The 12845-nt window shown below is 71.7% G+C and carries 10 protein-coding genes and 1 pseudogene; 6 read left to right on the top strand and 5 right to left on the bottom strand.

The window, feature by feature from the left end; all coding sequences use genetic code 11:
- The 4 genes and pseudogenes from ACWEVO_RS14360 to ACWEVO_RS14345 all read right to left on the bottom strand — a co-directional run.
- Window positions 1-194 (bottom strand): annotated as a pseudogene (locus ACWEVO_RS14360) (MFS transporter); the annotation flags it as partial.
- 66 nt (window positions 195-260) lie between these two features.
- The gene (locus ACWEVO_RS14355) at window positions 261-1016 is read right to left on the bottom strand and encodes an ABC transporter permease (protein ID WP_452307981.1); all 756 of its coding nucleotides are present in this window, start codon (window positions 1014-1016) and stop codon (window positions 261-263) included.
- A 17-nt stretch (window positions 1017-1033) separates the two neighbouring features.
- Window positions 1034-1993 carry an ATP-binding cassette domain-containing protein gene (locus ACWEVO_RS14350; RefSeq protein WP_452307980.1) on the bottom strand — a complete coding sequence of 320 codons (960 nt, stop codon included), beginning with the start codon at window positions 1991-1993 and terminating at the stop codon, window positions 1034-1036.
- 121 nt (window positions 1994-2114) lie between these two features.
- Entirely contained in the window at window positions 2115-2726 is a 612-nt protein-coding gene (locus ACWEVO_RS14345) for a PadR family transcriptional regulator (RefSeq protein ID WP_452307984.1), read from the bottom strand.
- Between the two features lie 133 nt (window positions 2727-2859).
- Here ACWEVO_RS14345 and ACWEVO_RS14340 point away from each other — a divergent pair, with 133 nt between their 5' ends.
- Window positions 2860-4611, top strand: coding sequence for an acetyl/propionyl/methylcrotonyl-CoA carboxylase subunit alpha (locus tag ACWEVO_RS14340; protein ID WP_452307979.1), 1752 nt, complete (start codon window positions 2860-2862; stop codon window positions 4609-4611).
- Window positions 4612-4745: 134 nt separating this feature from the next.
- The gene (locus ACWEVO_RS14335; RefSeq protein ID WP_452307978.1) at window positions 4746-6185 is read left to right on the top strand and encodes a GuaB1 family IMP dehydrogenase-related protein; all 1440 of its coding nucleotides are present in this window, start codon (window positions 4746-4748) and stop codon (window positions 6183-6185) included.
- Between the two features lie 24 nt (window positions 6186-6209).
- On the opposite strand, the gene ACWEVO_RS14330 is transcribed toward ACWEVO_RS14335, so the two are convergent.
- The gene (locus ACWEVO_RS14330) at window positions 6210-7835 is read right to left on the bottom strand and encodes a DHA2 family efflux MFS transporter permease subunit (RefSeq protein WP_452307977.1); all 1626 of its coding nucleotides are present in this window, start codon (window positions 7833-7835) and stop codon (window positions 6210-6212) included.
- Window positions 7836-7891: 56 nt separating this feature from the next.
- Between ACWEVO_RS14330 and ACWEVO_RS14325 the strand changes: the two genes are divergently transcribed.
- The 4 genes from ACWEVO_RS14325 to ACWEVO_RS14310 all read left to right on the top strand — a co-directional run bounded on the left by ACWEVO_RS14325 (window position 7892) and on the right by ACWEVO_RS14310 (window position 12806).
- Complete coding sequence (locus ACWEVO_RS14325; RefSeq protein ID WP_452307976.1) at window positions 7892-8425, top strand: MarR family winged helix-turn-helix transcriptional regulator; 534 nt, start codon at window positions 7892-7894, stop codon at window positions 8423-8425.
- 69 nt (window positions 8426-8494) lie between these two features.
- Window positions 8495-9016 (top strand): MarR family winged helix-turn-helix transcriptional regulator, encoded by a 522-nt coding sequence (locus ACWEVO_RS14320; protein ID WP_452307983.1) that lies wholly within the window; start codon window positions 8495-8497, stop codon window positions 9014-9016.
- Window positions 9010-10743 carry an ABC transporter ATP-binding protein gene (locus tag ACWEVO_RS14315; protein WP_452307975.1) on the top strand — a complete coding sequence of 578 codons (1734 nt, stop codon included), beginning with the start codon at window positions 9010-9012 and terminating at the stop codon, window positions 10741-10743. Before ACWEVO_RS14320 ends, ACWEVO_RS14315 begins: the two co-directional genes overlap by 7 nt.
- 116 nt (window positions 10744-10859) lie before the next feature.
- Complete coding sequence (locus ACWEVO_RS14310) at window positions 10860-12806, top strand: ABC transporter ATP-binding protein (protein ID WP_452307982.1); 1947 nt, start codon at window positions 10860-10862, stop codon at window positions 12804-12806.
- Window positions 12807-12845: the final 39 nt, after the last annotated feature.

The following is a 12845-nucleotide window of genomic DNA, read 5'->3' as shown; positions in this document are numbered from 1 at the left end:
GGCGCGAAGAGCGCGCCGCCGGCGACCGCGCCGACGGCGATGCCGGTGCTGTGCAGGCCGGCGATGGCGGCGCTGGTGCCCTGCTCGTCGCGGAGCAGGGGTACGACCGGGCCGAACCCGTAGAGGAAGAAGCCCCAGAGCCCCAGCTGGGCGTAGGTCAGCCAGGTTGTCTTGTCATGGGTGAGGCGGGGCACCGGACTTACGCTACGCGGGCAGGCCCGGTGCCCCGCCCCAGGTGAGAGGCAGCTCTCTCCGCCGTCTCAGCGGACGCTGCGGGCGAACTGCCGCGCGGCCCAGACCACGCCGGCGACGGCGAGCACCGCGATGATCGACAGGCCCTGCCAGACCCGGTCGTTGCTGAGGTCGCCGGCGAAGAGCGCGCGGGTGCCGTCGACCGCCCAGGAGAAGGGGTTCCACTTGGCGACGCCCTGCAGCCAGCCGGGGGCGAAGGTGAGCGGCAGCAGGATGCCGGAGAGCAGCAGCACGGGCTGCGCCACGGTGTTCATCAGCGGGGCGAGCGCGTCCTCGCTCTTGACCTTGAGCGCGACGCCGTACGAGACGGCCGAGGTCATCAGCGCGATCAGGGCCAGCATCAGGTACGCCAGGAGCAGGTATCCGATGAAGACGCGCAGGTCGAACAAGAGCGCTAGCAGGGTGATGATGACCGCCTGCAGGATCAGCGAGACGACGTCGCGCAGGGAGCGGCCGAGCAGCAGGGCGAGCCGGCTGACCGGGGTGACCCGGGACCGCTCGATCACCCCGGCGCGCAGTTCGGCGATCAGGCCGAAGCCCTGGAACAGGCCGCCGAAGATGGCCAGCAGCACCAGCAGGCCGGGGACGAAGACCTTGTAGGCCGCCGCCTGGGTGGGGGCGTTCAGCGCGGGCTTGAGCAGCGGGGCGAAGAGCAGCAGGTACATCACCGGCTGGAAGACGCCGACGAAGACCCAGACGGGGTTGCGGAGCAGCAGCAGGAACTGCCGCTGGAAGATGAGCCAGGTGTCGCGGGCGAGTTTCATGGCAGCTTCTCCGGGGGTCAGGACTCGCGCAGCGAGCGGCCGGTCTTGGTGAGGAAGACGTCGTCGAGGCTGGGCCGGTGCAGCTCGATGGAGCGCAGGTCCAGCCCGCCGCCGTCGAGGCGGCGCAGCACCTGGGGGATGGCGACGGCGCCGTCGTCGACGTAGAGGCGCAGGCCACCCTCGTCGACGGTCTCCAGCTTGGTGACGTACGCCTCGGTGTCGAGCAGCTCGGCGGCGCGCGGCGTGGCGGCGGGGTCGAGGCCGACGAGCACCACTTCGCCGGAGATCTCCCGCTTGAGCTCGGCCGGGGTGCCCTCGGCGACCACCTCGCCGTGGTCCATGATCGCGATCCGGTCGCAGAGCGCGTCGGCCTCGTCGAGGTAGTGCGTGGTGATGAAGACGGTCATCCCCTCCGCCCGGAGCCGGCGGATCTCGTCCCACATGTGCGCCCGGCTCTGCGGGTCGAGGCCGGTGGTCGGCTCGTCCAGGAAAACGATCTTCGGCTCGTGGATGATGCCGAGCGCGATGTCGACCCGGCGCCGCTGGCCGCCGGAGTAGGTCTTGCACTTGCGGTCGGCGTACTCGGTGAGTTGGAAGGCGTCCAGGGCGCGGGTGGCCCGCCGGTGCGCCTCGGCCTTGGAGATGCCGTAGAGCCGGGCGTGCAGCACCAGTTCCTCGCGGGCGGTGGACTCGTCCCAGGTGCTGCCACCCTGGGCCACGTACCCGATCCGGCGACGCACCTCGGCCGGGTCCTTGCGCAGGTCGGCGCCGGCGATGGTGGCGTCGCCGCCGTCCGGCTCGATGAGGGTGGCGAGCATCCGCAGGGTGGTGGTCTTGCCGGCGCCGTTGGGGCCGAGGAAACCGAAGATCTCCCCCTCGGCGACCTCGAGGTTGACGCCCCGGACCGCCTCCACGGTCTTGGTCTCGCGACCCGCGCGGGAGCGGAACGACTTCCGCAGCCCCCTGGTCTCGATCATGTCTGCTCCTGGTCGTCCGGGCCGGAGGTGACCGGCCGCCGATCGTTCGTGCCGGGGACACACCTCTCCCACACGGCTCGGGCTGAGGCTATCGCGATATAACTCTTATGGTCAACGTTGATTAATCCGCGTCTCGATCGCCGGCCCGGGTGCCGTCCTGCCACCCCGACCACCCGTCGCCCCGCTCCATTCCAGCCGGCAGGTACGACACTCCCGACTCGATCCGCTCGGCGATCCGCAGGCACCAGGCCATGTCCGCCTCGGCGCGGGCCAGCCAGAGCTCGAACATCCACCCGACATGCACCGGCTTGCGGTTACGCACCCAGTCCGAGTCCAGGGAGGCACGCATCGACTCGATGCCAGCGCGGATCAGGTTGGCCCGATTGCGCAGCGCCGCCGCCGCCTCGTCGCGCGGCATGGTGGGCAGGAAGGAGAAGGCCGCCACGAAGGGGTCCGCGGTCTCGTGGAGTTGCCACCACTGCGCCCGCAGCAGGGTCTCGAACTCCTCCTCGCCCTTGGCGGTCACCTCGTACGTGGTGCGGGCGGGGCGGGCACCGACCTGCTCGACCGAGACGGTGCGCAGCAGCCCCTCCTCGGTGAGCTTGCGCAGCGCGTGATAGATCGACCCCGGCTGCACGTTGGCCCACTTGTCCGCGCTCCAGCTCAGCAGCTCACGGCGTACGTCGTAGCCGTGCACCGGCTGCATCCACCTGACCAGGCCCAGAATCATCATCCGCGTTGCCGACACCGGACAAGCGTAATAGCCAAATTTGACTACAGTGCGCGATGCCACACTGAGCGATCGTTAGGGTCACGACCCCGGCCGATACACTCCCGGAATCGACCTCCCGGGAGGAGCCACCAAGGTGCGCAAGGTACTCATCGCCAACCGCGGCGAGATCGCCGTCCGCGTCATCCGGGCCTGCCGCGACGCCGGCTTGGCGAGCGTCGCCGTCTATGCCGACTCCGACCGGGACGCACTGCACGTCACCCTGGCCGACGAGGCGTACGCCCTGGGCGGCGACACCGCCGCGGAGAGCTACCTGCGGATCGACAAGCTGATCGACGTTGCCGCGAAGGCGGGCGCCGACGCGGTGCACCCCGGCTACGGCTTCCTCTCCGAGAACGCCGACTTCGCCCAGGCCGTCATCGACGCCGGGCTGACCTGGATCGGCCCGACCCCGCAGGCGATCCGCGACCTCGGCGACAAGGTGACCGCCCGGCACATCGCCCAGCGCGCCGGGGCGCCCCTGGTCCCCGGCACCCCGGACCCGGTCGGCAACGCCGACGAGGTGATGGCCTTCGCGGTCGACCACGGCCTGCCGGTCGCCATCAAGGCGGCCTTCGGCGGCGGCGGGCGCGGCCTCAAGGTGGCCCGCACCATGGAGGAGATTCCGCACCTGTTCGAGTCGGCCACCCGCGAGGCGGTCGCCGCGTTCGGCCGGGGCGAGTGCTTCGTCGAGCGGTACCTGGACCAGCCCCGGCACGTCGAGGCGCAGGTCCTGGCCGACCAGCACGGCAACGTCATCGTGGTGGGCACCCGCGACTGCTCCCTGCAGCGCCGGCACCAGAAGCTGGTCGAGGAGGCCCCGGCGCCGTTCCTCACCGAGGCCCAGCGCCGGCAGATCCACGACAGCGCCAAGGCGATCTGCCGGGAGGCCGGCTACCACGGCGCCGGCACCGTGGAATACCTGGTCGGCGCGGACGGCACCATCTCGTTCCTGGAGGTCAACACCCGGCTCCAGGTGGAGCACCCGGTGACCGAGGAGACCGCCGGCATCGACCTGGTCCGCGAGCAGTTCCGGATCGCCGACGGCGAGAAGCTGCGCTTCACCGAGGACCCGACGCCGCGCGGCCACGCGATCGAGTTCCGGATCAACGGCGAGGATCCCGGCCGTAACTTCCTGCCCGCCCCGGGCGCCATCACGGCGCTGCGGCTGCCCAGTGGCCCGGGCGTCCGCGTCGACACCGGCGTCTCGGCCGGCGACGTGATCGGCGGCAACTTCGACTCGCTGCTGGCCAAGGTGATCATCGTCGGCGAGACGCGTACCGAGGCGCTGGAGCGGGCCCGCCGGGCGCTGGACGAGATGATCGTCGAGGGCATGGCCACGGCGCTGCCCTTCCACCGCCTGGTGGTCCGGGACGAGGCGTTCACCGCCGAGCCGTTCACCGTGCACACCCGGTGGATCGAGACCGAGTTCAACAACACCGTGCCGGCCTTCACCGCCGCGGCCAACCCCGCCGAGGGCCCGGCCGAGCGCGAGACCGTCGTGGTCGAGGTGGGTGGCAAGCGGCTGGAGGTGGTCCTCCCCGCCGGCCTGGGCGCGGGTACGGCGGCGGCCGCGCCAGCCGCGAAGAAGCCGGCCCGCCGGGGCGGTGGCAGCAAGGCCGGCGCCGCGGTCAGCGGCGACGCGCTCACCTCCCCGATGCAGGGCACCATCGTCAAGATCGCCGTCGCGGACGGGGACACCGTCGCCGAGGGTGACCTCATCGTCGTGCTGGAGGCGATGAAGATGGAGCAGCCGCTGCACGCCCACAAGGCGGGTACGGTGAGCAGCCTCGCCGCCGAGGTCGGCGCCGTGATCACCGCCGGCGCGGCGATCTGCACCATCGCCTGAGGTGTAAGGAAGGGCCCCTGTTAACGCCTCCGGTAGGGCAGGGGCCCCTTTTAACGCCACAGGGACCGTGGCGGCCGGGGTGGTTTGGGCCACCAGCGGCGGCGGGACCGGCCGCGAGCAGGAATGATGTTCCGGTGCGGTTCCTTCATGGCGCGGTTCCCGCGCACGACCTGACCTACAACGACGTCTTTATGGCGCCCAACCGCTCCGAGGTGGGCTCCCGGCTCGACGTCGACCTGGCCACGGCCGACGGCACGGGCACCACCATTCCGCTGGTGGTCTCCAACATGACGGCGGTCGCCGGCCGGCGGATGGCCGAGACGGTGGCCCGGCGCGGCGCCATCGCGGTGATCCCGCAGGACATCCCGATCGAGGTGGTGGCCAACGTCGTCGGCTGGGTCAAGCAGCGCCACCTGGTGCACGACACGGCCATCACCCTCGGCCCGACCGACACCGTCGGCGACGCGATCCACCTGCTGCCCAAGCGCGCGCACGGCGCGGTGATCGTGGTGGACGAGGCCGGCCGGCCGCTCGGCGTGGTCACCGAGGCCGACACCGTGGGCGTGGACCGGTTCGCCCAGCTCCGGCACGTGATGTCGACCGAGCTGCACACCGTGCCGGCGGACGCGGACCCGCGTACCGGCTTCGACCGGCTGTCCGCCGGCCGGCGCCGGCTCGCCCCGGTGGTGGACGGCGAGGGGCGGCTGGTCGGGGTGCTGACCCGGCAGGGCGCGCTGCGCGCCACCCTCTACAAGCCGGCGGTGGACGACCGGAACCGGCTGCGGATCGCCGCAGCGGTCGGCATCAACGGCGACGTCACCGGCAAGGCCGCCGCCCTGCTCGAAGCCGGGGTGGACACCCTGGTGGTGGACACCGCGCACGGCCACCAGGAACGGATGATCTCGGCGCTGCGGGCGGTCCGGAAGCTCGACCCCGGGGTCCCGGTCGCGGCCGGCAACGTGGTCACCGCCGAGGGCGTACGGGACCTGGTGGAGGCGGGCGCGGACATCGTCAAGGTGGGTGTCGGCCCGGGCGCGATGTGCACCACCCGGATGATGACCGGCGTCGGCCGCCCGCAGTTCTCGGCGGTGCTCGACGGCGCCGCGGCGGCCCGCGCGCTGGGCCGGCACGTCTGGGCCGACGGCGGCGTACGGCACCCCCGGGACGTGGCGCTGGCCCTGGCCGCCGGCGCCTCGAACGTGATGATCGGCTCCTGGTTCGCCGGCACCTACGAGTCCCCCGGCGACCTCTACACCGAGCCGGACGGCCGGCGTTACAAGGAGAGCTTCGGCATGGCCTCGGCCCGGGCGGTCAGCGCCCGTACAGGTGAGGACAGCGCGTACGACCGGGCCCGGAAGGCGATCTTCGAGGAGGGCATCTCCACCGCGCGGATGTACCTCGACCCGACCCGTCCCGGGGTGGAGGACCTGATCGACGAGATCATCTCCGGGGTCCGCAGCGCCTTCACCTACGCCGGGGCGCGCAACCTGGACGAGTTCCACGAGCGGGCCCTGGTCGGCGTGCAGAGCGCCGCCGGCTACACCGAGGGCATGCCGCTGCCGACCAGCTGGTGACCACGCGTTAAGAGGGGCCCCCTGTCATGCGCCAGGCGTTAACAGGGGGCCCTTCCTTACCTCTCCGGCGGGGACGTCGGTCCGGGTTCGGGGCAGGTGCAGGCAGGCGAGCAGCCCGATCAGCAGGAAGCCGGCCGCCGCGAAGGCGGCGTACCGGGTGGCGTCGGAGAAGGCGATCTTCGCCTGGTCGGCGAGCGGCGCGGTACGCGGATCCGCGGCCAGCCCGGCGATCGCCGCTCCGGCGCTCTCCTTGACGGCGGTCACCACCTGGTCCCGCTGGGCCGGGGCGAGGCCGGGTTGGTCGGCGATCCGGTCGGTGAGGATGCCGCCGAGGCTGGCGAAGAGCACTGTGCCGAGCACGGCGATGCCGAGTGCGGAGCCGACCTGCCGCCCGGTGCTCTGCAGGCCGGAACCCTGACCGCTACGCCGCACCGGCACCTCGGCGAGGGAGACGCCGGTGAGCTGCGCGGTGGCCAGGCCGACGCCCACGCCGTACACGAAGAGGAAGCCCAGCGGCGCCCACCAGGCGGTGTCCGGGGCAACCACGAAGCCGAGCCCGGCCACCCCGACCAGTTCGGCGGCCACGCCGAGCTGGACCACCCGGGCCGCACCCCAGCGCTGGGTCAGCGGGGCGCCGAGGCCGCTGGCCAGGAAGCTACCCACGGCGAGGGGCAGCAGCGCGAGACCGGTCCGGAAGGCGCTGTAGCCGAGCACGTTCTGGAACCACAGCGGCAGGGCGAAGAGCAGGCCGAACTCGCCCAGGCTGACGATCGCGGCAGCCAGGATGCCGTTGCGGAACGAGCCAATGCCGAACAGGGACAGGTCGAGCAGGGCCGGGCGGCCGGCCCGGTTGCGTCGTAGCTGCTGGACCAGGAAGACGCCGAGCGTGGCCAGGCCGACCGCCCCGGCGACCGGCACCGGTGAGACCGCGGCGGTCCAGTCCAGGCCGAACAGGTGGAACGGCTTCTCCCGCGTCCACCAGCCGTAGGTGCGGCCCTCGATGAGGGCGAAGACCACGCCGGTCATGCCGAGCACCGAAAGCAGCGCGCCGAGCAGGTCGACGCCGCGTTCGGCCCGGTCGTCGCGAGACTCGGCGACCAGCGCCAGGGTCGCGGCGACCACGGCCAGCCCCACGGGGATGTTGATGCCGAAGGCCCAGCGCCACGAGTAGGTGGTGGTGAGCCAGCCGCCGAGCAGCGGACCGAGGGCCGCCGCGCCACCGATGGTGGATCCCCAGATGGCGAAGGCGATGCCCTTCTCCCGGCCGGTGAAGTTGGCGTTGAGCAGGGAGAGCGAGGTCGGCAGCATCATCGCGCCGCCGATGCCTTGCAGCACCCGGGAGGCGATCAGCGCCTCCCCGGAGCCGGCGAGCGCGGCGAGCACGCTGGCGACCACGAAGACAATCACCCCGGTGACGAACATCCGGCGGCGGCCGGACCGGTCGGCGAAGCGCCCGGCCACCAGCAGCAACGCTGCGAAGACCAGGGTGTACGCCTCCTGTACCCACTGGGCGTCGGTAGAGATGATCTCCAGGTCGCGGATGATCTGGGGTACGGCGACGTTCACGATCGTGGCGTCCACGATGATCATCGCCACGCCGAGGCTGATCGCGAGCAGGCCCCACCAGCGCCCGCGTCCGTCGCTGCGCATTGCGACCTCCCTGATTAGCTAGATTTTCTAGCTACCCGAGCTGCTAGCTTTTACCCATGGAGGGGTCGCCGTCAACCGCGGGAGCGGACCGGGACCGGCCGGAGGCCGGCGAGGCGCCGGCGACCAGCGAGGCCGCCCGCGCGCTGCGCGAACTGCTGCGACTGGCCGGCGACACCCGGGCCGCGCTGGCCCGCCGGCTCGGTATCGGCACCACCGACGCGGCCGCCATCGACCACCTCGTCTCCAGCGCCGAGCCGCTCGGCCCGGTCGAGTTGGGCAACCGTCTCGGCATCCGGTCCGCCTCGGCCACCACCCTGGTCGACCGGCTGGTGCAGGCCGGTCACGTCGAGCGCACCCCGCACCCGTACGACCGACGCCGACTCTCGCTGCGGGTGACCGAGCACGCCGTCAGCGAGGTGCTGGACGCGCTCCGCCCGATGCTGGCCGGCGTCGAACGCGCGGTCGGCCGGCTGACCCCGGAGCAGGCCGAGGCGACCACGGCCTTCCTGCGCGAGGTGGCCGAGGTGATGCGTGAGTACATCGCCACCGCGCCGGACGACCCGACCACCCCGCGCCGCCCCGCCGGCTGACAAAGGGACCTGATCTCCGAAATTAGTTTGGGCCCTGACCATCCGGGGGCTAATCTGACGACCGTGAAGATGGGACCGCTCGTCACCTTCCCCGACGCGCTGCGCCAGGCGCCGCTCGGCCGGCTGATCTCCATCGCCGGCCACGTCGTCGAACAGCACTGGGGCCGCTACCTCGCCGAGCATCACGGCCTCACCTCGGCCGGGATGCGGGTGCTGATGATTCTGCTCCGGGCGGGCGACAGTACGCACCGGGAAATGGCCGAACGGTGCTTCGTCCGCCCCGCCACGCTCACCGGCATCGTCGACACCCTGGAACGCGACGGCTTCGTCGCCCGCCAGCAGAACCCGCACGACCGGCGCAGCGTCCAGCTCAGCCTGACCGACAAGGGCCGCGAGCACGCCCTGGCCATCATCGACCTGATCCACAGCGACCGCCCGCTCACCTCCGTCGACGCCGATCCGGCGAAGAAGGAGGTGGTCCGCGAGTTCCTCATCGAAATCATCACGACCATGTCCGACGGCGACCCTCGCCGGTTGAACCGGGACAGCGAGTCCGACACCGAGAAACCGTCCGGGAGCCGTCCGTGCTGATCCGCCTGCTCCGTACCAACCTGCGCCCGTACCGGCGGTTGCTGGCCGCGGTGGTGGCGTTCCAGTTCGTCGGCACGATGGCGTCGCTCTACCTGCCGAGCCTCAACGCCGACATCATCGACCGGGGCGTCGCCGTCGGCGACACCGACCAGATCCTGCGCACGGGCGGCTGGATGCTGCTCGTCAGCCTGCTCCAGATCGCCTGCTCGATCGCCGCCGTCTACTTCGGCGCGAAGACCGCGATGGGCTTCGGCCGCGACGTCCGGGCCGGCATCTTCCGCCACGTCAACCAGTTCTCCGGCCGCGAGGTGGGCCGCTTCGGCGCGCCCTCGCTGATCACCCGCAACACCAACGACGTGCAGCAGGTGCAGATGCTCGTGCTGATGAGCTGCACCATGCTGGTGGCCGCGCCGATCATGAGCGTCGGCGGCGTGGTGATGGCGCTGCAGGAGGACGTCGGGCTCTCCTGGCTGATGCTGGTCTGCGTACCGGTCCTGGCGGTCGCGCTGGGCCTGATCACCCGGCGGATGGTGCCCGGCTTCCGGCTCATGCAGACCCGGATCGACACGGTCAACCGGGTGCTGCGCGAGCAGATCACCGGCATCCGGGTGGTCCGGGCGTTCGTCCGCGAGCCGTACGAGACGAAGCGGTTCGGCAAGGCCAACGCCGACCTCACCGCGACCGCCCTGCGGGTCGGCCGGCTCCAGGCGCTGATCTTCCCGGTGGTGATGCTGGTGCTGAACGTCTCCAGCGTCGCGGTGCTCTGGTTCGGCGCCGGCCGGGTGGACTCCGGCCAGATCCAGGTCGGCGCCCTGACCGCCTTCCTGCAGTACCTGATGCAGATCCTGATGGCGGTCATGATGGCCACCTTCATGCTGATGATGGTGCCGCGCGCGGCGGTCTGCGCGGAGCGCATCGTCGAGGTGCTGGACACCGACTCGTCGGTGCTGCCGCCGGTCGAGCCGGTGCTCACCATGACCCGGCGCGCCGAGCTGGAATTCCGCCACGTCGACTTCCAGTTCCCCGGGGCGAGCGCGCCGGTGCTGCACGACATCTCGTTCACGGCCAGCCCCGGCCGGACCACCGCGATCATCGGGTCCACCGGCGCCGGCAAGACCACCCTGCTCACCCTGATCCCGCGGCTGGTCGACCCCACCGCCGGAGCGGTGCTGGTCGACGGGGTGGACGTACGGCTGCTGGACCCGGACGAGGTGTGGCGCCGGATCGGGCTGGTACCGCAGCGGCCGTACCTGTTCACCGGCACGGTCGCCAGCAACCTGCGGTACGGCAACCCGGACGCGACCGACGCGGAGCTCTGGGCGGCGCTGGAGATCGCCCAGGCCCGGGACTTCGTGGCGGAGATGCCGGGCGGTCTGGACGCGCCGATCGCGCAGGGCGGCACGAACGTCTCCGGCGGCCAGCGGCAACGGCTGGCGATCGCCCGCGCGCTGGTCCGCAAACCGGAGATCTACCTCTTCGACGACTCGTTCTCCGCGCTCGACCTCGGCACCGACGCCCGGCTGCGGGCCGCGCTGAAGCCGGTCACCGGGAACGCGGTGGTGGTGATCGTGGCCCAGCGGGTCTCCACGATCATCGGCGCCGATCAGATCATCGTGTTGGAGGACGGGGGCGTCGTCGGCATGGGACGACACGAGGAACTGCTCGAGAACTGCCCGACGTACGCCGAGATCGTGGCGTCCCAGCAGACGGCGGAGGTGCCGGCGTGAGCTCCGTACCCGAGCAGAAGCCGAACGCCGGCCCGGCCGCCGCCGACGGGCGGACGCCGAACCGGCTGCCCGCGGCCGCGCGGCGCGGCGGGGGGCCGCCGTGGATGGGCGCCGCGATGCCGGCGGAGAAGTCGATGAACTTCGGGCCGTCCGCCCGGCGGCTGCTGGGCCGCCTCCGGCCGCAACGGCTGCCGCTGGCCGCGATCGTCACCCTGGCCCTGGCCAGCGTCGGGGCGAGCGTGACGGGTCCGAAGATCCTCGGGCACGCCACCGACATCATCTTCTCCGGGGTGATCGGCCGGCAGATCCCCGCCGGCACCACCCCGGAGCAGGCGGTGGCCGCGGCCCGGGCCGCCGGCAACGACAACTTCGCCGACATGCTGGCCCGGATGCACGTGGTGCCCGGGGCCGGCATCGACTTCACCGCGTTGGGCCGGACGCTCACCCTGGCGCTCGCGCTCTACCTCGGCGCCAGCCTGCTGATGTGGTGGCAGGGGTGGCTGCTCAACGGGGTGGTGCAGCGGACCGTGCTGCGGCTGCGCGCCGACGTGGAGGACAAGCTCAACCGGCTCCCGCTGCCGTACTTCGACCGGCAGCCGCGCGGCGAGCTGCTGAGCCGGGTCACCAACGACATCGACAACATCGCGCAGACGCTCCAGCAGACGCTGAGCCAGTTGCTCACCGCGCTGCTCACCGTGGTGGGCGTACTGGCCATGATGTTCTGGATCTCGCCCCTGCTGGCCGTGGTCGCCCTGGTGGCGGTGCCGCTGTCGGTGGTCGTCACCCAGCAGATCGCCAAGCGGTCGCAGCGCCGGTTCGTCGCCCAGTGGCGGCACACGGGTGAGCTGAACGGCCTCATCGAGGAGGCGTACACCGGCCACGAGCTGGTCAAGGTCTTCGGCCGGCAGCGCGAGGTGCAGGCCGCCTTCGCGGAGAAGAACGAGGAGCTGTTCCGGGCCAGCTTCGGGGCCCAGTTCATCTCCGGGATCATCATGCCGGCGATGATGTTCGTCGGGAACCTCAGCTACGTCGCGATCGCCGTGGTCGGCGGGCTGCGGGTCGCCTCCGGGTCGATGACCCTCGGCGACGTGCAGGCGTTCATCCAGTACTCCCGGCAGTTCACCCAGCCGCTCACCCAGATCGCCTCGATGGCGAACCTGCTCCAGTCCGGGGTGGCCTCCGCGGAGCGGGTGTTCGAGGTGCTCGACGCCGAGGAGGAGACCCCCGAGCGGCCCGCGCCGCCCCGGGTCAGCGGCCGGGTCGAGTTCGAGCACATCTCCTTCCGGTACGACCCGGACAAGCCGCTGATCGACGACCTCTCGCTGGTGGCCGAGCCGGGACACACGGTGGCCATCGTCGGCCCGACCGGCGCCGGCAAGACCACCCTGGTCAACCTGATCATGCGGTTCTACGAGCTGGACGCCGGCCGGATCACGCTCGACGGGGTGGACATCAGCTCGATGCCCCGCGACGAGCTGCGCAGCCGGATTGGCATGGTGCTCCAGGACACCTGGCTCTTCGGCGGCACCATCCGGGACAACATCGCCTACGGGCGGCCGGACGCCACCGAGGAGGAGATCCGCGCGGCGGCGCGGGCCACCTTCGTGGACCGGTTCGTGCGCAGCCTCCCCGACGGGTACGACACCGTGATCGACGAGGAGGGCAGCAACGTCAGCGCCGGCGAGAAGCAGCTCATCACCATCGCCCGGGCGTTCCTCGCCGAGCCGTCGCTGCTGATCCTCGACGAGGCGACCAGCTCGGTGGACACCCGGACCGAGGTGCTGCTCCAGCGGGCGATGGCGGCGCTCCGCTCGGACCGGACCAGCTTCGTCATCGCGCACCGGCTCTCCACCATCCGCGACGCCGACCTGATCCTGATGATGGAGCAGGGCCGGATCGTGGAGCAGGGCAGCCACGACGAGCTGCTCGCCGCCGACGGCGCGTACGCCCGGCTCTACCGGTCGCAGTTCGCCGGCGCGGTGATCACCGATGAGATCGCCGCACCGGTCCCCGGGGGTGTACCGGCCGGCCCGCTCCCGACGACCGCGCCGGCCCGGAACTGACGTGGGCGCGGCGGCGGGTCCGATACCGGGCGCCGCCCG

It is taken from the genome of Micromonospora sp. NPDC003776, from assembly GCF_053605645.1.
Note: the sequence above shows the minus strand (reverse complement) of the source record. Positions and strands in the feature narration are given on the sequence as shown.